At 71.6% G+C, this 21,606-nt stretch carries 18 protein-coding genes; 4 read left to right on the top strand and 14 right to left on the bottom strand.

Translation table 11 applies throughout. The features are described from left to right. Positions 1 to 37: 37 nt before the first annotated feature. Positions 38 to 1,273, bottom strand: a complete 1,236-nt coding sequence (locus BFL37_RS04395) for a multidrug effflux MFS transporter (protein WP_086513927.1) — start codon at positions 1,271 to 1,273, stop codon at positions 38 to 40. Between the two features lie 133 nt (positions 1,274 to 1,406). After that, positions 1,407 to 2,498 carry an aminotransferase class V-fold PLP-dependent enzyme gene (locus tag BFL37_RS04400; protein WP_086513928.1) on the bottom strand — a complete coding sequence of 364 codons (1,092 nt, stop codon included), beginning with the start codon at positions 2,496 to 2,498 and terminating at the stop codon, positions 1,407 to 1,409. An 81-nt stretch (positions 2,499 to 2,579) separates the two neighbouring features. Here BFL37_RS04400 and BFL37_RS04405 point away from each other — a divergent pair, with 81 nt between their 5' ends. The 3 genes from BFL37_RS04405 to BFL37_RS04415 all read left to right on the top strand — a co-directional run bounded on the left by BFL37_RS04405 (position 2,580) and on the right by BFL37_RS04415 (position 4,550). Continuing rightward, positions 2,580 to 3,536 (top strand): LysR substrate-binding domain-containing protein, encoded by a 957-nt coding sequence (locus BFL37_RS04405; RefSeq protein ID WP_086513929.1) that lies wholly within the window; start codon positions 2,580 to 2,582, stop codon positions 3,534 to 3,536. A gap of 116 nt (positions 3,537 to 3,652) precedes the next feature. Next, complete coding sequence (locus tag BFL37_RS04410; protein WP_086513930.1) at positions 3,653 to 3,988, top strand: hypothetical protein; 336 nt, start codon at positions 3,653 to 3,655, stop codon at positions 3,986 to 3,988. 124 nt (positions 3,989 to 4,112) lie between these two features. Then, positions 4,113 to 4,550 carry a MarR family winged helix-turn-helix transcriptional regulator gene (locus tag BFL37_RS04415; protein WP_086513931.1) on the top strand — a complete coding sequence of 146 codons (438 nt, stop codon included), beginning with the start codon at positions 4,113 to 4,115 and terminating at the stop codon, positions 4,548 to 4,550. Positions 4,551 to 4,580: 30 nt separating this feature from the next. On the opposite strand, the gene BFL37_RS04420 is transcribed toward BFL37_RS04415, so the two are convergent. The 8 genes from BFL37_RS04420 to BFL37_RS04455 form a co-directional block, all read right to left on the bottom strand. Beyond that, on the bottom strand, positions 4,581 to 5,147 hold the full coding sequence (locus tag BFL37_RS04420) for a GNAT family N-acetyltransferase (protein ID WP_086513932.1): 567 nt from the start codon (positions 5,145 to 5,147) through the stop codon (positions 4,581 to 4,583). Then, entirely contained in the window at positions 5,144 to 6,637 is a 1,494-nt protein-coding gene (locus BFL37_RS04425) for a GH1 family beta-glucosidase (RefSeq protein WP_086513933.1), read from the bottom strand. Before BFL37_RS04425 ends, BFL37_RS04420 begins: the two co-directional genes overlap by 4 nt. Next, complete coding sequence (yicI, locus tag BFL37_RS04430; RefSeq protein WP_086513934.1) at positions 6,630 to 8,951, bottom strand: alpha-xylosidase; 2,322 nt, start codon at positions 8,949 to 8,951, stop codon at positions 6,630 to 6,632. Before yicI ends, BFL37_RS04425 begins: the two co-directional genes overlap by 8 nt. Then, entirely contained in the window at positions 8,948 to 10,990 is a 2,043-nt protein-coding gene (locus BFL37_RS04435; RefSeq protein ID WP_086513935.1) for a beta-galactosidase, read from the bottom strand. Before BFL37_RS04435 ends, yicI begins: the two co-directional genes overlap by 4 nt. Before the next feature lie 92 nt (positions 10,991 to 11,082). After that, positions 11,083 to 12,027 (bottom strand): carbohydrate ABC transporter permease, encoded by a 945-nt coding sequence (locus BFL37_RS04440; RefSeq protein ID WP_241533852.1) that lies wholly within the window; start codon positions 12,025 to 12,027, stop codon positions 11,083 to 11,085. Continuing rightward, the gene (locus BFL37_RS04445; protein ID WP_241533853.1) at positions 12,024 to 12,995 is read right to left on the bottom strand and encodes a carbohydrate ABC transporter permease; all 972 of its coding nucleotides are present in this window, start codon (positions 12,993 to 12,995) and stop codon (positions 12,024 to 12,026) included. The genes BFL37_RS04440 and BFL37_RS04445 overlap by 4 nt, the downstream gene beginning before the upstream one ends. Positions 12,996 to 13,006: 11 nt before the next feature. After that, positions 13,007 to 14,302 (bottom strand): ABC transporter substrate-binding protein, encoded by a 1,296-nt coding sequence (locus BFL37_RS04450; protein ID WP_086513936.1) that lies wholly within the window; start codon positions 14,300 to 14,302, stop codon positions 13,007 to 13,009. 81 nt (positions 14,303 to 14,383) lie between these two features. Beyond that, positions 14,384 to 15,427 (bottom strand): LacI family DNA-binding transcriptional regulator, encoded by a 1,044-nt coding sequence (locus BFL37_RS04455; protein ID WP_086513937.1) that lies wholly within the window; start codon positions 15,425 to 15,427, stop codon positions 14,384 to 14,386. 499 nt (positions 15,428 to 15,926) lie between these two features. Between BFL37_RS04455 and xylA the strand changes: the two genes are divergently transcribed. Further along, entirely contained in the window at positions 15,927 to 17,120 is a 1,194-nt protein-coding gene (gene xylA / locus BFL37_RS04460; protein ID WP_086513938.1) for a xylose isomerase, read from the top strand. Positions 17,121 to 17,154: 34 nt separating this feature from the next. On the opposite strand, the gene BFL37_RS04465 is transcribed toward xylA, so the two are convergent. From BFL37_RS04465 to chvE, 4 genes are all read right to left on the bottom strand, one after another. Beyond that, a complete protein-coding gene (locus BFL37_RS04465) occupies positions 17,155 to 17,340 on the bottom strand; it encodes a hypothetical protein (protein WP_086513939.1) in 186 nt (61 codons plus the stop codon). 159 nt (positions 17,341 to 17,499) lie between these two features. After that, entirely contained in the window at positions 17,500 to 18,687 is a 1,188-nt protein-coding gene (gene mmsB, locus BFL37_RS04470) for a multiple monosaccharide ABC transporter permease (RefSeq protein ID WP_086513940.1), read from the bottom strand. A gap of 5 nt (positions 18,688 to 18,692) precedes the next feature. Next, positions 18,693 to 20,222: a multiple monosaccharide ABC transporter ATP-binding protein gene (gene mmsA / locus BFL37_RS04475; RefSeq protein ID WP_086513941.1), complete on the bottom strand. Its 1,530-nt coding sequence runs from the start codon at positions 20,220 to 20,222 to the stop codon at positions 18,693 to 18,695. Between the two features lie 180 nt (positions 20,223 to 20,402). Further along, a complete protein-coding gene (gene chvE / locus BFL37_RS04480; protein WP_086513942.1) occupies positions 20,403 to 21,533 on the bottom strand; it encodes a multiple monosaccharide ABC transporter substrate-binding protein in 1,131 nt (376 codons plus the stop codon). Between the last annotated feature and the right edge of the window lie 73 nt (positions 21,534 to 21,606).

Raw genomic sequence — 21,606 nt, forward strand, 5'->3', positions numbered from 1 at the left:
CTCACCCTACCCAGCGTCCCCGCGCGGGCGACGGCCGTCAGTTCGTGAGGGCCGGCACCGTCCGCGGCTGCACGATGAGCCACATGGAGAGGATCGACACGACCGCGCACGCGCCCATGACGGACGCCATCGGCACGCCCGACGTGATGCCGAGCACGCCGACGATGGGCGAGATCGCGCCCGCGAGCCCGAAGTTCACGGCACCGAGCAGCGACGCCGCGGTGCCCGCCTCGTGCCCGTGGTTGACGAGGCCCAGCACCTGCACGCAGGGGAAGCCGAAGCCGCAGGCGAGGATGAAGAAGAACAGCGGGATCAGGGTGCCGAGGAGCCCCGCGTCGGTGAAGGTGCCGAGCAGCACGATGAGGGCGCTCGAGACGAACTGCACCACGACGACGCCCGCGAGGATCCACTGCGGCCCGACGTGCTTGGTGAGGCGCGCGGCCACCTGGTTGCCGATCACGATGCCGAGCGAGTTGACGCCGAACAGGATCCCGAACTGCTGCGCGTCGAAGCCGTACACGTCCTGGAACAGGAAGGAGGAGCTGGAGAGGTAGGAGAAGAGCCCGGCGAACTGCATGCCGCCGATGATCGCGACGCCGACGAACACGCGGTCCCGGAGCACGTTGCGGTAGCGGCGCAGCAGCGCCCCCTTCTCCTCGACGACGACCTCCTCGCGGGGCAGGGTCTCGACGATGAGGAACACCACGGCGATGACGACGGCGATGCCGTACGCGGCGAGCGCGTAGAAGACGCCGCGCCAGTCGACGATGCGGAGCAGCTGCGAGCCGATGACGGGCGCGAGGATCGGCGCGAGGCCGGTCACGAGGGCGAGACGCGACAGCATCCGCACGAGCGGACGGCCGCCGAAGAGGTCGCGGACCATGGCCATCGCGACGACGGCGCCGGCCGCGGCGCCCGCGCCCTGGAGCACGCGGAAGACGAGCAGCATCGTGACGTCGGTCGAGAGCGCGGCGCCCAGCGACGCGAGGATGTGGCCGATGGAGGCGACGATCAGCGGCAGGCGGCGACCCACCCGGTCGCTCCACGGGCCGACGACGAGCTGGCCGAGCGCGAACCCGATGGTCGTGCCGGTGAGGGTGAGCTGGATCGCCGCGTCCGAGACGCCGAACTCGTCCTTGAGCACCGGGAAGGCCGGCAGGTAGAGGTCGATCGTGAAGGGGCCGAGGCCGACGAGGGCGCCCAGCACGATGATGTAGACGATGCGCTCCCGGCGGGAGAGCGCGTCGCCGGGGTGGAGGACGGCAGACGACACGGAGCGTTCCTTCGGGATTCGCGGGGGGCGCGGGGCGCCGCGGACGGGGGCGGCCGGCGTGGACCGACTCGATGTCCAACTGGCGCACGCCCGGCTTATTCCCAGCTCGAAGAATCGCGTCGCGGCGGACCCGTCAGCTGCGCAGCGCCGCCACCACGCGCTCGACGTCGTCCTCGTCGTTCCAGAGGTGGAACGCGATGCGCGCCCGGCCCGCGCGGCCCGATGCGACGATGCCCGCGGCCCCGAGCCGGGCGAGGTCGGTCCCGTCCGCGTCCGGCCAGGTCACGATCGCCTGCCCGCGCGGCTCGATGCCGAGGCCCGCGCTCACGAGGTCGCCGAGCCCGACGTTCCTGCGGTGCACCGCGTCGAGGTCGAGCCGCGCGAAGAGCGCGATCGCGGGGGCCGCGCCCACCCACGCGCCGAAGGCGGGCGACACGTCGAAGGCGCGCGCGTCCTCGGCGAGCGCCATCGCGGGCCCGTAGCAGGACGCCCACACGTCGGCGCCCGCGTACCAGTTGGCCTGCACCGGGACGAGCGTCCGGCGGTACCGGTCCGACAGCGTGAGGAACGCCGCGCCGCGCGGGGCGCAGAGCCACTTGTACGCATGGCAGGCGGTGGCGTCGAACTGGCTCGCGTCGATCGGCATCGCGCCCGCGGCCTGCGTGGTGTCGCAGAGGGTGAAGGCGTCGTGGATCCGCGCGGCCTCCCGGATCGCGGCGACGTCGGCGACCCGGCCGTCGGCGGACTGCACGAGGGAGAACGCGACGAGGTGCGTGCGCGGGCCGATCTCGGCCGCGAGCTCCTCGAGCGGCACGTGCCGCACGACCACGCCGCGCGCCTCCGCGACGACGAAGGGGTAGGTGAGCGAGCTGAAGTCGCCCGCGACGCACAGCACCTCGGCGCCCGCGGGCACGGCGGCGGCCAGCACGCTGACGAAGGACGCGGTCTGCGAGCCGACGGCCACGGATCCGACGGGGACGCCGACGAGCTGTGCGTACGACGAGCGCACGCCCTCGACGACGCCGCCGTAGCCGTGCGCGGTGGATCCGCCGGCCGACCACGTCGTGAGGTCCGCCCGCAGGCGCTCGACGGTCTCGCGCGTGGGGAGGCCCATGGTGCACGCGGAGAGGTAGCCCGGCCCGGCCTCGAACAGGTCGCGGAGGTCGGCGGGCAGCGGCGCGGACGCGGCGTCCGCGGGGACGGGGGTCGGGATCCGGGTGGCCATGCGTCCAGCGTGGCGAGCGACGATCCATCGAGCAAGCCCCCGCCCGGCATGCGTCCCATAAGCGCGCGTTATGCTCCGCGCATGACGGATGCACCGGCGACCGCTCGCGACCTCGACTCGGCCTCCCTCGCCGCGGTGCACGCCCTCGCGGTGCGCGGCTCGATCACCGCCGCCGCGGCCGCCCTCGGCGTCAGCCAGCCCGCGCTGTCGCAGACGCTCCGCCGCCTGGAGGCGCGCATCGGCGTGCCCGTCACGGCGCGTGCGGGCCGCGGGGTCGTCCTCACGGAGGCCGGCTGCGTGCTCGCCCGGCACGCCGAGACCGTGGTGCACGCCATCGACGCGGCCGCGGAGGAGCTCGACGACCTGCGGGGCCTCCGCGCCGGCACCGTGCGCGTCGCGGCGTTCCCGTCCGCGTCGTCGACCGTCGTGCCGCGGCTCCTCGGCGGTCTGGCGCAGGCGCATCCGGGCCTCGGCTTCGGCTACCTGGAGGCCGAGCCGCCCGAGGCCGTCGCGGCGGTGCGCGCCCGCGAGGCCGACGTCGCCGTGACCTTCGCCTACCCGGACGACCCCGAGGATCCCGCCGCCGGATCCCTCGACGGCCTCGAGACCCGGCCGCTCTGGCGGGAGACGCTCTGGGCCGTGCTGCCGGAGGCGCGTGCGCTCCGGCACCGTGGGCCGCTCGCGCTCCGCGACCTCGCGGACGACCGGTGGATCGCCGGCTGCGTGCGCTGCCGCCGCCACCTGGTGAGCGCGTGCGCCCGCAGCGGCTTCGCGCCGGCGACGTCGTTCGAGACGGACAACGCGGCGGCGGCCGTGGGCATGGTCCACGCGGGTCTCGGGGTCGCGCTGCTGCCGTCGCTGGCCCTGGCGACCGCGCCCCTCCCCCGCGGCGTCGTCCGGCGGCGGATCTCGGGCGTCGGCGAGCGCGTGGTCCACGTGGTGACAGCGCCGGCGGGATCCGGCTCCACCGCCGTGCAGGCCGTCGTCGCGGCGCTCCTCCGGCTGCGCGTGGGCGACTGGGAGCTCCGTCGCGCGTGATCCGGGTGGGCACCGGCGTCCGGTTCCTGGCGGATTGTCGGCGGTGCTCCGTATCGTTGGACGGGTCTGCCTCCGGTGTCCACCGGGGGCACCCTGGCGCGGAGGAACGGTGAGGCATGTCGGACGAGCACGGCGAGGAGCTCCAGGACGAGGTCCAGGCATCGGGCGGATCCACCGAGCGGCTCAACCGCCGCCTCCAGCGCAGCCACTCCGAGCAGGCGAGGTACCTGTCGGCGTACTTCGGCTGGAGCCTGCACGGCGACCTCATCCGGTCGCACGGCTCCACGGTGTCCATGTTCGTGGAGGACCTGGCCGACACCATGCTCGCGCTGGGCTGGCTGGACGACTCCGGCATCATCTGGGACGCCGTGCCGGTCGACGCGGAGCGTGCGGTGGCGCAGGTGCGCCGCCACCAGATGGAGCAGGGATGGATGCCGCCCGGCACCGAGTGATGACGCGCGCCTCCGCGCGGGCTGTGCGTGCGCGAAGCGGCCGCACCGCTGCTCGATCCCGGGAGTAGCGTCCGAAGGGATCAGGCCGTCGGGGGACGTGTCCCGCAGACGGCCAGGAGGACACATGACGGACCACGCCGGAGCGCTGCTCGACCGCGACATGGGACTGCTGCTCGCCGCCGCGTCCCGAGCGGTGATCTCGCTCTACCGGCCGCTGCTGAAGCCCTACCACCTCACGCACCCGCAGTACCTCGTCATGCTGGCCCTGCACGAGGAGGACCCCCGCCGGGCGGGCGACCTGAGCGACGCGGTGCAGCTGACCCCGGGCACGCTGTCCCCGCTGTTCAAGCGGCTCGAGCTCCTCGGCTACATCACCCGCCAGCGCGACCAGGCCGACGAGCGCCGCCTCCTCATCGCCCTCACGGAGCGCGGACGCGGGATCCTGCCCGACCTCCTCCGGGTCGCCGCGCAGGTGCACGACGACGTCGTCCACCGCAGCGGAGCGGACTCTGCCGCGCAGGCGCGCCTTCGCAGCATGACGGAGCTGCTCCTCGACGCCTGAGCGCATGCCGGCGGCGCGCCGCAGCGCCCCTCAGCGCGCGCCGTCGACCACGCGCTGCCAGAGCGTGTGGTCGCTCCACTCGCCGTCGATGCGGAGGTACGCGGTCGCGACGCCTATCGCGACGAAGCCGGCGCGCCGGAGCACCTCCTCGGATCCGCCGTTGCCCACGAGCGTCGACGCCTCCAGCCGGTGCAGCCCCGCGGCGCGGGCGATGCGGACCGCCTCGCGCGCCGCCGCCGTCGCGAGCCCCGCGCCCTGCCGCTCCCGGTCGATCCAGTAGCCGAGGCTCGCGCTCTGCGCCGCCCCGCGCTTGACCGCGAACAGGTCGCAGCGTCCGATGATCCGGTCGCCGTCCACGATGAGGTACGGCAGGCCGGCTCCCGCCGCCCGCTCCGCGACGCGCCCCGCGAGCTGCGTCCGCTGCCCCGCCGACGTGAAGAAGGCGTCCGTGCGCGCCGGCTCGAACGGGCGGAGGTGCTCCCGGTTCGCGCGGTACGCCGCGGCGAGCGCGGCCGCGTCGGTGATCCGCGCGGGCCGCATCAGGACGCCGTCGGCGAGCGCCGCCCGCTCGTCCGTGCCGGGCGGGGGTCCGCTCACGCCCCGGGGCGCACGTGGCGCTCGGGTCGCGCGTCGATCGCGGGGATGGCGCGGTCGGCGATGAGCCGCGCGTACCAGAGCGCGCTGTCCTTCGGGGTGCGCTCCTGGGTGTCGTAGTCGACGTGCACGATGCCGAACCGCTTCGAGTACCCGAAGGCCCACTCGAAGTTGTCCATCAGCGACCACACCTGGTAGCCGCGGAGGTCGACGCCGCGGGCCATCGCGCGGTGGGCGGCGGCGAAGTGGCGGGAGAGGTAGTCGATGCGGTCCGCGTCGTGCACGGCGCGCGTGCCGTCGTCCCCCACCGTCAGCTCGTCGTCGAACGCGGCGCCGTTCTCCGTCACCATGAGCGGCAGCCCGGGGAACTCCTCGTGCAGCGCCACGAGCAGGTCCTCGAGGCCCTGCGGCTCGATGTTCCAGCCCATCGCCGTGTACGGGCCCGGCTGCTCGAGGAACTCGACGTCGTCGGTGCCGGGGAACGGCGTCGCGGCCACGTCGCCGTGGATGGAGGTGCCGCCGCCCGCGGTCGCGCCGTCCTGCATCCGCACGCGGCTGGTGTTGTAGTAGTTGACGCCCAGGAGGTGCAGCGGCTGGCGGATGAGCTCCGTGTCGCCGGGCAGCACGAACGACCAGTCCGTGATCCCGGCGGTGTCCTCGAGCACGTCGGCCGGGTAGGTGCCGGTCAGCAGCGGGTCGAGGAAGACGCGGTTGCCGACCCCGTCGACGCGCCGGACGGCCTCGGGGCCGGTCTCGCCCTCGCCGCGGATCACGTGCAGGTTGAGCGTGATGGAGAACCGCGCGTCCGCCGGCACGACCTCGGTGAGCGCGGCGACCGCGAGGCCGTGCGCGAGGTTCAGGTGGTGCACCGCCCGGAACGAGTCCTCCGCGTCGGTCCGGCCCGGCGCGTGGACGCCCGCCGCGTAGCCGAGGTAGGCCGAGCACCACGGCTCGTTGAGCGTGGTCCAGGTGCCGATGCGGTCGCCGAGCGCCTCGCCCATGATGCGGGCGTAGTCGGCGAACGCGTACGCGGTGTCGCGGTTCGCCCAGCCGCCCTCGTCCTCGAGCGCCTGCGGCAGGTCCCAGTGGTAGAGGGTCGCGATGGGCGTGATCCCCCGCGCGACGAGCCCGTCGACGAGCCGCCCGTAGAACGCGAGGCCCTCCGGGTTCGCGGGCCCGCGCCCGGTCGGCTGGATGCGCGGCCACGCGATCGAGAACCGGTACGCCTCGAGGCCGAGCGCCTGCATCATGTCGAGGTCGGACTCGAGCCGGTGGTAGTGGTCGTCGGCGACGTCGCCCGTGTCTCCGCCGAGCACCTTGCCGGGCGTGCGGCTGAAGGCGTCCCAGATGGACTCCCCGCGGCCGCCCTCCTCCACCGCGCCCTCGATCTGGTACGAGGCCGTGGCGGATCCGAAGAGGAAGCCGGGCGGGAACTCGAGGCCCTCCCCGCGGTCGTCGGCGCGGGATCCGCGTGCGGTGCGTGCGTCAGTCATGGCTGAGGGTGGCCCTTCCGTCGGTGAGGCTGATGAGGGGCCCGCCGTGGAGGCGGACGCGCAGCGGCACGTCCGGATCGGCCGTGACCTCGACGCCATCCTGGCCGTGCTCGACGCGGACGTCCACCGCGCGGCCCGTCGTGGGGCTCGTCACGCGCGCCGTGCGCGTGCCCGTGCCTCCGGGATGGATCGTCACGATCAGGCCGTCGAGGTGGTCGTGGTCGGGCCGGTCGACGCGCTCGGTCGTCGCGAGCACGGCGCCCGCGCGCACCCAGATCGGCATGCTCATGACGTCGTGCACCTCGCGGTGCCAACCGCCGCCGGCGCGCACCTCGCCGGTGAGCAGGTTCGTCCACGTGCCCGCGGGCAGGAGGTACTCGACCCGCCCGTCGGCGCTGAGCACCGGCGCCACCAGGATGTCGGATCCCAGCATGTACTGCCGGTCGAGGTGGTGGACGGCCGGGTCGTCCGGGAACTCCAGCTGCATCGGCCGCATGAACGGGATGCCCGTCTCGTGCGCCTCGATGCCCACCTGGTGGAGGTACGGCATGAGGCCGAGCTTCAGGCGCGAGAAGCGGCGCGTCACGTCGACGGCCTCCTCGTCGAACGCCCACGGCACCCGGTAGCTGGTGGAACCGTGCAGGCGCGAGTGGCTGCTCATCATGCCGAACGCGACCCAGCGCTTGAACACCTCCGGGTCGGGTGTGCCCTCGAAGCCGCCGATGTCGTGGCTCCAGAAGCCGAACCCGCTGAACGCGAGGGACAGGCCGCCGCGCAGGGTCTCCGCCATCGACTCGAAGGAGGACGAGTTGTCCCCGCCCCAGTGCACGGGCATCCGCTGCCCGCCCGTCGTGGCGCTCCGCGCGAAGAGCACGGCGTCGCCCACGCCGCGGTGCTCCTCCAGCACCTCGAACACAGCCTGGTTGTAGAGCTGCGCGTACCAGTTGTGCATGGCCTCGGGCGCGGTGGCGTCCGCCCAGACGACGTCGAGCGGGATCCGCTCGCCGAAGTCGGCCTTGAGCGCGTCGACGCCCTGGTCGAGGAGGCCCCGCAGCTTGTCCTGGAACCATCGGGTGGCGGCCGGGCTCGTGAAGTCGACGAGGGCCATGCCCGCCTGCCAGAGGTCCCACTGCCACACGCGGCCGTCGGGCCGGCGAACGAGGTGGCCGAGCTGGCGGGCCTCCTCGAAGAGCACCGAGCGCTGGGCGATGTAGGGGTTGATCCACGCGCTGACCTTGAGGCCGCGGTCGTGGAGGCGCTGCAGCATGCCCACCGGGTCGGGGAAGACGCGGGCGTCCCAGACGAGGTCGGTCCACGTGAACTCGCGCATCCAGAAGCAGTCGAAGTGGAACACCGACATGGGGAGGTCGCGCTCGCGCATCCCCTCGATGAAGCGCGTGACGGTCTCCTCGTCGTACTGCGTGGTGAACGAGGTGGAGAGCCACAGGCCGTACGACCAGGCGGGGATCCGGGCCGGCCGGCCGGTGAGCTCCGTGTACCGGGCGAGCACCTCCTTCGGGGTCGGGCCGTCGAACACGAGGTACTCGATCGCCTCCCCCGCGGTGGAGAACTGCACGCGCTCCACCGTCTCGCTGCCGACCTCGAACGACACGTGCTCGGGCTGGTTGACGAGCACGCCGTAGCCGCGGTTGGTCAGGTAGAAGGGGATGCTCTTGTACGACTGCTCGCTCGAGGTCCCGCCGTCGGCGTTCCAGACGTCGACCGTCTGCCCGTTCTTGACGAGCGGGCCGAACCGCTCGCCGAGTCCGTATACGAGCTCGCCGACGCCGAGGCTGAGCTGCTCGTGGACGTAGGTGCGGGACGGCGCGAGCCCCGTCGTGGTGACGCCGGCGGTGCCCGTGGGCTCGGCCGGCACGGGGGCGCCGTCCGCGAGGGTGACGTAGCCGACGGACTTGTGGCCGCTCGAGGTGAGGACGCGGCCACCCGACTCGAACGTGAGGGACCAGGGCGCGCCCTTGCGGATGCGTGCGGTCAGGCCGCCGGTCGTGAGCGTGCCGCCCGCCTCGTCCGCGTGCGCGACGCCCTGGCCCTCCACGGCGCCGACCAGGTCGAAGCCCGGGGACGGCGTGCCGCCGCGGTGGTGCTCGATCCGCACCCGCACCACGCCCTCGAGCGGGGACGACAGCGCCACCGACAGCATCGGGCGGTTCAGGGTGTCACCCCGGCGCTCGATGCGCTTGGTCGGCGCGTACGCGCGCAGGGTGCCGCCGTCGGCCTCGACGTCGTAGGCTTCCTGGGCGTACTGCGCGTCGACGCCGGGGCGGACCTGCCAGAACCCGTCGGTGAACCTCATCGCGCGTCCTCCCGGATGACGGCGACGGACCCTGCCGCGACGGGGGCACCCGCGGCGTGCCGCTCGCCCGTGACGAGGTCGAGCCCGTCGACGTCGAGCCGCAGGTCGCGGTCGGTGTGGTTGATGGCGAAGAGCCACGACGCGTCGTCGCCCACGCGGCGCACCCGCTCCAGGCCGGGCTCGCCTGCGGCGACCGGCGCGACGCCGGCGCGGCCGACGAGGTCGTCCACGAGCCGTCCTGCGCGCTCCCGGTCGAGGTGCGTGGAGACGTACGTCGCGGTGCCGGCACCGCGGTGGGCGCGCGTCTCGGCGGGCAGGCCCGCGAGGTCGCCCGAGGCGTAGGTCGCGACGACCTCCGCGTCGTCGGCCCGCAGGCGCTCCGTCCAGGTGCGGACGCGGCCGGGCGGATCGAGCAGCACCTCCTCGTCCGCCGACAGGGGCGCGAGCTCCTCCACGCGCACGCCGAGCAGGTCGCGGAGGAGCGCCGGGTAGCCGCCCGCGACGACGCGGTTGTGCAGGTCGACCATCCCGGAGAGGTACGTGACGGCGAGGTGCCCGCCGCCCTCCACGAACCGCGTGAGCGAGGCCGCCGCCTCGGGCGCGAGCGCGAAGAGCGTCGGCGCGAGCACGACCGCGTACCCGTCGAGGTCGTCATCGGGATGGAGCACGTCCACGGCGATCCCGCGGGCCGTGAGCTCGCGATGCAGCGTCAGCGGCGCGTCGAGCGCGGTGACGTCGACGCTCGGCTTCGGGCCGCAGCGGAGCGCCGTCCACGCGACGTGGTCCATGAGGATCGCGACCCGGGCGCGCTCGACGCGGCTGCCGGCCGCCTCGCGGATCCGGCGGAGCAGCGCCCCGAGCTCCGCGACCTCGCGGTACACCCGGGTGTCGGATCCCGCGTGCGGCACGACGGCGGAGTGGAACTGCTCGCTGCCGCCCGTCGACTGCCGCCATTGGAAGAAGAGCGCGCCCTCGGCCCCGCGGGCGATGTGCGCGAGGCTGTTCCGCGCGAGCTCGCCCGGCGACTTCGCGCGGTTGCGCGGCTGCCAGTTGACGGCCGACGTGCTGTGCTCGATGAGCAGCCACGGGTCGCCGTGCGCCATGCCGCGCACGCGGTCGGCGCTGAAGGACAGCTCGCCGTGCCGCTCCGGGTCGGCGGCGATCGTGTAGTGGTCGTTCGTGACGAGGTCGACCTCCTCAGCCCAGCGCCGGTAGTCGGCGACGCCCGGGTGGTTCTGCACCATGAAGTTCGTGGTGACGGGGATCCCCGGTGTGATGCGCCGGAGCACCTCCCGCTCGGCGAGGTGGTGGCCGAGGAGCGCGTCCGAGGTGTACCGCTCGAACGCGAGCTGCAGGCCCGGGTTGTGGCTCGTGCCGGAGAAGCGAGGCGGCAGCACCTGGTCGAACGACGTGTAGCGGTGGCCCCAGAAGGCCGTGCCCCACGCCTCGACGAGGTCCTCGATGGTGGCGAAGCGGGCGCGCAGCCAGTCCTGGAAGGCGGCGGCTGTCTCGTCGCCGTAGTCGTGCGCGTTCTCGTTGCCGAGCTCGTTGCTGACGTGCCACATCCTGAGCGCGGGGTGCTCGCCATAGCGCCTGGCCATCCGCTCGACGATGCGCAGCGCGTAGCGGCGGAACGTCGCCGAGGCGGGAGACCAGGCCAGGCGGCCGCCCTGCGCGAGCCGGACGCCCCGGTCGGTGACGCACGCGATCTCCGGATGCGCCCGCATCAGCCAGATGGGCGGTGCGGCCGTGGGGGTGGCGAGGTTCACGCCGATGCCGCCCTCGTGCAGCAGGTCCATGATCCGGTCGAGCCAGCCGAAGTCGTACTCGCCGTCGGCGACCTCGATGAGGCCCCACGAGAAGACGCCGAGGTTCACGGAGTTGACGCCCGCCCGCCGCATGAGCTCGACGTCCTCGACCCACACCTCCTCGGGCCACTGCTCGGGGCTGTAGTCCCCGCCGAGGGCGAAGCCATCGGCGAGCGGCGGGAAGGTGGTGCCGGCCGGGAGGTCGGAGGATCGGGAGCGGATGCGCGTCATGTGGTCGCCTTCGAGGGAGCGTGGGGAGCGGGAGCCGCTCCGGGTGGAGGGGCGGCGGACGTGTGTCCGCCGCCCCGGGGTGGTCGTCCGCGTCAGCCCTTGAGGCCGCCGGACAGGAGGTCGAGCCGCCAGAAGCGCTGCAGGAACAGCATCAGCAGCACGAGCGGGATGATCGACACCGCCGCGCCGGCGATGGCCAGCGAGTACAGCGCGGGCGTCCCCGACCCCTTGGACAGCAGCGTGTAGAGCCCGACGGTCAGCGGGTAGCTGTCCTGGTCGCTGAGCATCACGAAGGGCAGCAGGAAGTTGTTCCAGATGCCCACGAACTGCAGCATGAAGACGGTGACCATCCCGGGCAGCATCATCGGCGTCGCGATGAGCCGGAAGATCCGCCACTCCCCCGCGCCGTCCAGCCGCGCCGCCTCGAGCGTGTCCTGCGGCACCGCGGATGCCGCGTAGACGCGCGACAGGTAGATGCCGAACGGACTGATGATGAGCGGCAGCAGCACCGACAGGTACCCGCCCGCGAGCCCCAGCTGCGACAGCAGGAGGTACTGCGGGATCGCCAGGGTGATGCCCGGGATGAGCACGCCGCCGAGGATCGAGTAGAAGATCAGGCTGCGCCCGCGGAACTCGTACTTCGCGAGCGCGTACCCGCACATCGCGGACACGACGGTGGACAGCACGCTGCCCAGCCCCGCGTACAGCAGCGAGTTCAACGACCAGAGGCCGTACTGGCCGCCGCCGTAGGAGAACAGGTCGGTGAGGTTCTGCACGAGCCCGGTGCCCGGGGCGAACGAGAAGGTGGTGAAGAGCTCGCTCCGCCCCTTCGTGGTCGCCATGAACACCCACGCGACGGGGATGAGGCAGTACAGCGCGCCGATGAGGAGCACCGCGGTGGGGATCACGCGCTCGGCGAGCGAGCCCGGCCGCTTCCGCCTGCGGGGAGCGGACGAGCCGCCCCGCGCGGGTCGTCGGCGCGCGGCCTCCCGCTCGGCCTCCCGCTCGGCGCGGCGCTCGGCCGTCACGGCGCTCACGAGACGGACCCCGCGGTGCGGCGGTTGGTGATCCACAGCACGAGGGCGGACACGAGGACCGTCCCGAGCGCGAGCACCACCGAGAGCGCGGCGGCCCCCGGCAGGTCGTCGGTGAGGAAGGCGTTGCGGTAGATCGTCATGAGGGGCACCCAGGTCTGGCTGATGACGGAGGTCAACGGCTTGAGCGTGGTCGGCTCGCCGTAGAGCTGCAGCGCGCCGATGAGGGAGAAGATGCCGGTGAGCACCAGAGCGGGCACCACCAGCGGGATCTTGATGCGGAGCGCGATCTGCAGCTCCCCGGCGCCGTCGATGCGCGCGGCCTCGTAGATCTCCGCCGGCACGCCACGCAGGGACGTGTAGATGATGATCATGTTGAAGCCCACGCCGCCCCACACCGAGATGTTCGCGACGGAGGCGTAGATCGCCGGATCGCCGAGGAACGGGATCACGCCGCCGCCGAGCGCCTCGGACACGGCCGAGAACGGGCTCGTGCCGGGCAGGTACATGAAGCCCCAGAGGAGCGCCGCGACCACGCCGGGTACGGCGTACGGGATGAAGATCGCCGTGCGCGCGAACCGGGTCGCGCGGGCGGCCGGCACGTCGAGCATGAGCGCGAACAGCAGCGCGAGCCCCAGCGTGAACGGAACCGCGAGGATCCCGTAGAGCGCGAGCCGCCCGAAGCCGGCCCCGAGCTCGGGGTCGGTGAGGACGGCCGCGTAGTTGTCGAGGCCGGCGAACACCTGCACGCGCGTGCCGAGGATCCCGCCGCCCTCGAGGCGGTAGGTCTGCAGGCTCAGCCAGGCCGCGTACACGATCGGCACGAGCATGAAGACGACGAAGAGGATCACGGCGGGCGCGGCGAAGAGGTACGGCGCCCACCGCACGGGGCGGCGGCGGACGCCGACCCGTGCGATCGGTGGGGACCCGGGCTGGACCGCCTGCGCGGCGGCGACGGGCGTGATGGTCACGAGCGCCTCCGTCAGTCGGCCACGGTGAAGCCGGACTTGGTCATGTCCGCCTCCACGACGTCCTGCACCGCGCTGAACGCGTCGCGCCACGGGGTGCCGTCGGTGATCGCCTTGTTGAGCGCGTCGGTCATGGCCGTCTCGGCGACGTTGACGTTCGGGCCCCAGGTGACGGGGATGGTGTCGGCGGAGATGTCCGCGGCGATGCGGTAGTAGTCCGTCTGCTGCGGCATGAGGGCGGGCGGGGCGCTCTCGGCGGCGAGCTCCTGACCGCTGGTCGCGGCCGGGTAGCCGTTCTGCACGTTGAGCACGAGGCCCGCGCCCTCGTCGCTGGCGTTCAGCCACTTGGCGAACTCCGCGGCCTCCTCGGGGTGGTCGGAGCCCTTGGTGACGATGACGCCGGAACCGCCCTGGTACGCGACGGCCGCCTCACCGGGGGTCCACTGCGGCAGCGGGCTCATCGACCACTTGCCGATGGTGTCGGGCGCGACGCCCTCGATCACGCCGGGCGCCCAGAGCGCGGACGGCCAGGAGAGGAACTTGCCGGCGTTGGCCTTGGCGTTCCACTCGGGGGTGAGGATCGGGTCGGTGCTGATGAGGTCGCGGTCGGCGAGGTCCTGGAAGTAGTCCGCGACCTCGAGCGAGGCGTCGTCGCCGATGCCGACGGACCAGGTGCTGCCGGAGACGTCCCACCACGATGCGCCGGCCTGCGTGGCGACGCCCGCGAAGAAGCCGAACTGGTCGGCGGGGATGCTCGCGATGTACGCCTCGGGGTCGGCGTCCCGCACCTTCTGCGCGGCGTCGGCGAACTCGGCCCAGGTGGTCGGGACGGGGATGCCCCACTGCTCGAGCAGATCGCTGCGGTAGACGAGCGCCATCGGGCCGACGTCCTGCGGGAGGGCGAAGACGTGGTCGTCGAAGGTGACCTGGTCCCAGGTGCCCTGCGTGTAGGCGTCCTCGACGTCGGCGACCTGCTCGGTGATGTCGAGCGGCACGTCGGCGACGATCAGCGACGGGAGGGTCGTGTACTCGACGGCCGAGAGGTCGGGCGCGTTGCCGGCCCGGCTCGCGGTGAGCAGCTTGGCGGAGGAGTCGCGTCCGCCGCCCGCGTCCGTGTACTTGACCTGGATGTCGGGGTTCTGCTCGTTCCAGGTGTCGACCAGCTCCTGGGTGTTGGGGGCCCACGACCAGAAGTCGAGGGTGACCTTCCCGCCCGAGGCGGAGTCGTCGCCGGAGGCGGAGCAGCCGCCGAGGAGGAGGGCGCCGACGCCGACGGCGGCGAGCGAGGTGAGGATCCTGCGTGAGTTCATTGCTTCTTCCTTGAGGCGATGCGTCGAAGCGTTTCGACGATGGGCGGTGTGGTGGAGGGACGTGCGGTGCGAGGGGCGGGGCTAGGCCGCGATGGGCTCGGGGGCGGGCGCGTCGCGGGCCGGGGGCGCCGCGACGGATCCGCGGGACAGGTACTGCGGCGGGATCAGCTCGACGTGCGGCTCGCGCCGCCCGTCCAGCTGCTGCATGAGGAGCTCGACGGCACGACGCCCCTGCTCCTCGGCGGGCAGCGGGATGACGTCGAGCGCGGGCACGAGGTGGTCGGTGCTGAAGCTCGAGCAGGCAGACACGATCGACAGATCCTCGGGCACGCGCATGCCGCGCTCGCGGAGCAGCTCCAGCAGGATCGCATGCACGTTCTCGTTGCAGTTGAGCACGAGGGCGGTGAGGTCCGGGAGCTGGCACCGCACGTCGTCGAAGGCCTCGGCGACGGCCTCGCGGGTCGCCTCGGTCGTGTGGAAGGCCGTCGTCACGCTCCGGGTCGCGCCCGCGGCGAGGAACCCGTCGCGGAAGCGGGGCGCGAAGTTGGAGCCGCGGTCGTAGAGGTGCTGGGAGTGCCCGAGCAGGCCGATCGACGCGTGCCCGAGGTCGGCGAGCCGTTGCACGGCGAGATCGGCCGCGGACTCGAAGTCGAGGTCGACGCACGTGAGACCGGCGATGTCGTGAGGGATGCCGATGAGGGCGGTCGGCAGGTCGAGGGCGCGGATCACGGGGAGGCGCTCATCATCGACCGCGACGTCCATCATCACGACGCCGTCGACGAGAGAGCTCGAGGAGACGCGGCCGAGGCCGGAGAGACTGTCGCCCTGGGTGAGGAGCAGCACGTCGTAGTCGTAGGACCGGGCCGCCGTGACGACCGCGAGCACGAACGACATGAGCGCCGGCGGGTGAGTGTGGCCGTGCATCGGCGCTGTGAGCGCGATGATGCTCGTGCGCGAGCCGGCCAGCATCCGCGCACCGGCGTTCGGCCGGTAGCCGAGCTCCTGCACGGCGCGGTCGACGCGGGCGCGCGTCGCGGCGGTGATGGTCCTCTTGCCGGAGAGCGCATACGACACGGTGCTGATGGACACCCCGGCGACCCGCGCGACGTCGTGGATGGTGGCCATGCTGTGACTCCGTCGTCTAAGCGCTTCGATGATCCGAACAGGACCCACGGTAGGTCATCGAAGCGCTTCGCACAAGATTCGATCGCACGCATGCGATAGGTCGGAACGACCGACGGGGACGGGATCCCGTCAGCGCGCATCTACCCACTCCCCCGCGCCGGCCACGGCTCAGCCGGCTCAGCTAGCTCAGCCCATCGCTCGTCGGGCGCCTTTCCAGCGGCGAGCTCCGGCATCGCGGTGAGCCGGCCGCCGACGACATGCCGACCACCGCCGGATCCACGGGGGCGTCGCGGCGAGCCCCCATCCGGACATCCCGATGCGGACCGCCGGCACCTCGATCCCGCTGCGCCTGCGCCGCGTGATCGCGACTGCCGGATGGGTGGTCTCGTCGTCGAGGCACATCCGCTCCCGTCCGAGCCTCGGCGCATTGTGCGCTGGCACGCCAGCGCTATAGGTTGTACGTAGCAACAAATCACCGACGACGCTGACAGGAGACACCATGGCGCTCACGCCCACCCGCGAGGACAAGTTCTCGTTCGGACTCTGGACCATCGGATACACGGGGGCCGACCCGTTCGGCGGCCCGACCCGCTCCGACCTCGACGTGGTCGAGGGCGTGGAGCGCATCTCGGAGCTGGGCGCCTACGGCCTCACGTTCCACGACGACGACCTCTTCGCCTTCGGGTCCACCGACGCCGAGCGCCAGACGCAGATCGACCGCCTCAAGGGCGCGCTCAGCGACACCGGCATCGTCGTCCCGATGGTCACCACCAACCTCTTCTCCGCGCCCGTCTTCAAGGACGGCGGCTTCACCTCCAACGACCGCGCCGTCCGCCGGTTCGCCATCCGCAAGGTGCTGCGCAACATCGACCTGGCCGCCGAGCTCGGTGCGCAGACGTTCGTGATGTGGGGCGGCCGCGAGGGCGCCGAGTACGACTCCGCCAAGGACGTCCGCGGCGCGCTCGAGCGCTACCGCGAGGCCGTCAACCTGCTCGGCGACTACGTCACCGACAAGGGCTACGACATCCGCTTCGCCATCGAGCCGAAGCCCAACGAGCCCCGCGGCGACATCCTGCTGCCGACCCTCGGCCACGCGCTCGCCTTCATCGAGACCCTCGAGCGCCCCGAGCTCGTCGGCGTGAACCCCGAGGTCGGCCACGAGCAGATGGCGGGCCTCAACTTCACCGCCGGCATCATGCAGGCGCTGTACCAGGGCAAGCTCTTCCACATCGACCTCAACGGCCAGCGCGGCATCAAGTACGACCAGGACCTCGTCTTCGGCCACGGTGACCTGCAGAACGCGTTCTCGCTCGTCGACCTGCTGGAGAACGGCGGCGTGGGCGGTGGCCGCTCGTACGACGGCCCCCGTCACTTTGACTACAAGCCCAGCCGCACCGAGGACATCACGGGCGTGTGGGACTCCGCGGCCGCGAACATGCGCATGTACCTGCTCCTCAAGGAGCGCGCGCAGGCGTTCCGCGCCGACCCCGAGGTCCAGGAGGCGCTCGCCGCCGCCAAGGTCCAGGAGATCGACACCCCGACGCTGAACGAGGGCGAGTCCTACGACGACATCCTCGCCGACCGCTCCTCCTACGAGGACTTCGACTCGGGCAGGTACTTCGACGGCGAGGGCTTCGGCTTCGTCCGCCTCAACCAGCTCGCGTTGGAGCACCTGATGGGCGCGCGCTCCTAGCCCGCACCCGCACCGCACGAGAGCCGCCCCCGGATCACGGGGGCGGCTCTCGTCGTCTGCGCCTCGCCACGCTCACGCCGAGACCGGTGGTGACGACGATCGGCGGTCCGGACAGGGTGGCGACGAGATACCGATGCGCGCCCGATGCCGACGCCACGGAGAAGGCGGTGACCACCGCGTAGGCCAGGACCCACATGGCCGCGAATCGCGTCGACGACATGGGCGGACCCTAGGAGGCACGGACGATCGTGTGCCAGGACTCCCGGCGGCGATGCGACGACGCCGGCGTCGCGAGGGAGCAGGCCGCTCCGGGCAGACCCGAAGGGCCCGGCATCCGTGGGGATGCCGGGCCCTTCGTCTGCGCGTCAGCGCGGGGGGATCAGGTCGCGGACTTTGATCCGCGGCTCTTGTTGAACACGTCGAACGCGACGGCCAGCAGGAGCACGAGGCCCTTGATGAGCTGCTGGTACTCCGTGCCGAGGCCGAGCAGCGACATGCCGTTGTTCAGCACGCCCATGATCAGACCACCGATCATGGCGCCGATCACGGTGCCGATGCCGCCCGTGACCGCCGCGCCGCCGATGAACACCGCGGCGATGGCGTCGAGCTCGAAGCCGTTGCCGGCGCCGGGCAGCGCCGAGTTGCTGCGGGCGGTGAAGGCGATGCCCGCGAGTGCGGCGAGGACGCCCATGTTCACGAAGAGCAGGAAGTCCACGCGCTTCGTGTTGATGCCGGACAGCTGCGCCGCGTTGAGGTTGCCGCCTCGGGCGTAGATGTGACGCCCGAAGATGCTGCGGTTCATCACCGCCGTGTACACGAGCACCAGCACGGCGAGGATGACGAGCACGATCGGGGTGCCCTGGTAGCTGGCGAGCAGGTAGGTGATGCCGAGCACGAGGATCGCGATGGTGGCGAGCTTCGTCACGAACCAGGCGAACGGCTCGTCCTCGAGGTTGAGCTTCACGCGGGCACGGCGCTCGCGCACCTGCTGGGCCACGAGGAACAGCGCCGCGAGGACACCGAGCGTGACGGTGACCCACTCGAGGTAGGACGTGCCCCCGGAGGGGTCGGGCAGGAAGCCGGCGCCGACCGCGACGTAGCCGTCGGGGAACGGGGTGATGGGGCGGTTGTCGAGCACGATCTGGGCGAGGCCGCGGAACGTCAGCATGCCCGCGAGGGTCACGATGAACGCGGGGATCCCGACGTACGCCACCCAGAAGCCCTGCCAGGCGCCGATGAGGCCGCCGACCACGAGGCTCGCGATGATGGACGCCCACCAGGGCCAGCCCCAGTTCACGGCGAACACGCCGGACACAGCGCCGATGAGGGCGACCACGGATCCGACCGACAGGTCGATGTGGCCGGCGATGATGATCATCACCATGCCGATCGCGAGGATCAGGATGTAGGCGTTCTGGACGACGATGCTCGTGACGTTGCGGGGCTCGAGGAGCGTCCCGTCGGTGAGGATCTGGAACAGCACCACGATCGCGATCAGCGCGATGAAGATGCCGATCTGCCTGAGGCGACTGACGAGGAAACCCGCCACACTGCTGAGACTGGACATGGTGACTATTCCTTTTCCTTGGTCATGTAGGTCATGAGGGTCTCGGGGGTCGCCTCGGAGATCGGCAGCTGGCCCGTGATGCGCCCGGCCGAGAGGGCGTAGATCCGGTCGCAGATGCCGAGCAGCTCGGGCAGCTCGCTGGAGATGACGATGACGGCCTTCCCCTGCGCGGCGAGCGCGTTGATGATCGTGTAGATCTCGTACTTGGCGCCGACGTCGATGCCGCGGGTGGGCTCGTCGAGGATGAGCACGTCCGGGTCGGAGAACATCCACTTCGAGAGGACGACCTTCTGCTGGTTGCCGCCGGAGAGCTTCCCGGTGATGGCGCCCACGCTCGGGGCCTTGATGTTCATCGACTTCCGGTAGCCGTCGGCCACCACGTACTCCTGGTTCGCGTCGACCCAGCCGGCCTTGGCCAGCTTGTCGAGCGCGGCGCCGGAGACGTTGCGCTTGATGTCGTCGATGAGGTTGAGGCCGTAGTGCTTGCGGTCCTCGGTGGCGTACGCGAGGCCGTGCTTGATGGCGTCGCCGACCGTCTTGGCCTGGATCTCCTTGCCGCGCAGGTAGAGCTTGCCGGAGATGTTCGCGCCGTAGGAGCGGCCGAAGACGCTCATCGCGAGCTCGGTCCGGCCCGCGCCCATGAGGCCGGCGATGCCGACGACCTCGCCCGCGCGCACGTTGAGGTTGGCGTGGTCGACGATGACGCGGGAGTGCTCCTGCGGGTGGTGGACCGTCCAGTCCTCGATGCGGAGCACCTCCTCGCCGATGTCCGGCGTGCGGTCGGGGTAGCGGCTCTGCAGGTCGCGGCCGACCATGCCCTTGATGATCCGCTCCTCGCTGATGGCGTCGCGCGCGAGGTCGAGGGTCTCGATGGTCTTGCCGTCGCGGATGATCGTCACGGCGTCGGCGATCGTCTTGATCTCGTTCAGCTTGTGGCTGATGATGATGCTCGTGATGCCCTGGCCCTTGAGGTGCTTGATCAGGTCGAGCAGGTGGGCGGAGTCCTCGTCGTTGAGCGCGGCGGTGGGCTCGTCGAGGATGAGGAGCTTCACCTCCTTGGACAGCGCCTTCGCGATCTCCACGAGCTGCTGCTTGCCCACGCCGATGTCGGCGATCTTGGTGGCCGGGTTGTCGCTCAGCCCGACCCGGGCGAGTAGCTTCGCGGCCTCCACGTTGGTGGCGTTCCAGTCGATGAAGCCGCCCTTGGAGATCTCGTTGCCGAGGAAGATGTTCTCCGCGATGGAGAGGAAGGGGCTCAGCGCGAGCTCCTGGTGGATGATCACCACGCCCGACTTCTCGCTGTCGCGGATGCTGGAGAACCTCACGACCTCGTCCTCGAGGACGATGTCGCCGTCGTAGGAGCCGGCCGGGTAGACGCCGGACAGGACCTTCATCAGGGTCGACTTTCCCGCGCCGTTCTCGCCGCAGATCGCGTGGCACGTGCCGCGCGTGACCTCGAGGTTGACGTCCTGCAGCGCCTTGACGCCGGGGAACGTCTTGGTGATGCCGCGCATCTCGAGAATGTGGTTGGCCATGGCCTGCCTCACTTCATGGGTGTGTGATGCCGGGGTGCCGGCGGTGGTGCTGTGGACGCCGCGCGAGCGCCGTCCGGGATCGGGCCGGCCGTTGTGCACGGCCGGCCCGATCCGGTGGATGGCCGGTCGGCGACGAGCGCCGACCGGCCGGATGCACCGCAGGAGCGGTGCGGGTGAGGACTACTCGCCCTTGTCGATCTCGTCCTGCGTGTAGTAGCCGCTGTCCACGATGACCTCGACGAGGTTGTCCTTCGTCACGGTGACCGGGGGGAACTGCTTGGTCGGGACGTCCTTGACCTTGTTGTTGTAGGTGTCGGGCGCATCGGGGGTGTCGCCCTTGAGCAGGGTGTCGACCATCGTGACGGCCTCCTTGCCGAGCAGGCGCGTGTCCTTGAAGATCGTCGAGTACTGGACGCCGTCGAGGATGAGCTTGTCGGACGCCTTCTCGCCGTCCTGGCCGGTGATGATCGGCATGGCGTCGCTGGCGACGCCCGCCGAGGTCAGGGCCTGGATGATGCCGCGCGACAGGCCGTCGTACGGCGAGAGGACGCCGTCCGGCTTGGCGCCGCCGGGGTACGAGCCCGAGAGCAGGTTCTCCATGCGGGCCTGAGCGCCCTCCTGCTTCCACTGCTGGATCGCGACCTGGCTGAAGTCCGACTGGCCGGAGCCGATCGTGATCTGGCCGGAGTCGAGGAAGGGCTTGAGGACGCTCATCGCGCCGTCGTAGAAGAACTGCGCGTTGTTGTCGTCCGGGCTGCCCGCGAAGATCTCGATGGTCTTCTTCTCGGTGCTGCCGGTGGGGTTGCCGTCGGCGTCGACGAGGCCGAGGCCCTGCAGGAGCGAGTTGCCCTGGAGCACGCCGACCTGCTGGTTGTCGAACGTCGTGTAGTAGTCCACGTTCTCGGTGCCGTTGATCAGGCGGTCGTAGGCGATGACCTTGACGCCGTCGTCGGCCGCGGTCTGGAGGACCTGGGTCAGCGCGGTGCCGTCGATCGAGGCGACGATGAGGGCCTTGGCGCCCTTGTTCAGCATCGTCTCGATCTGCGAGATCTGGTCCTGGACCTTGTCGTTCGCGTACTGCAGGTCGACCTGGTAGCCCAGGTCGGTGAGCTGCTTCTCGACGTTGTTGCCGTCGTCGACCCAGCGCTCGCTGGTCTTGGTGGGCATCGCGACGCCCACGAGGGTGTCGGCGGGGTTGACCTCGCCCTCGGCGCCTGCGCCGCCGCGGCCTCCGCCGCCGCCGGAGCATGCTGCGAGGGAGAGGGCGATGCTCGTGGCGGCGATGCCGACGAGGACCTTCTTCATCTTCACGGTCGTGTCCTTTCGTACTGCTGCTGCGAGGCGCGGGTCCGGCATCTGCGCCGGCTCCGCACCCCTGGTGTGG

It is taken from the genome of Clavibacter michiganensis, from assembly GCF_002151125.1.
GTDB classification, from domain to species: Bacteria; Actinomycetota; Actinomycetes; order Actinomycetales; family Microbacteriaceae; genus Clavibacter; species Clavibacter michiganensis_C.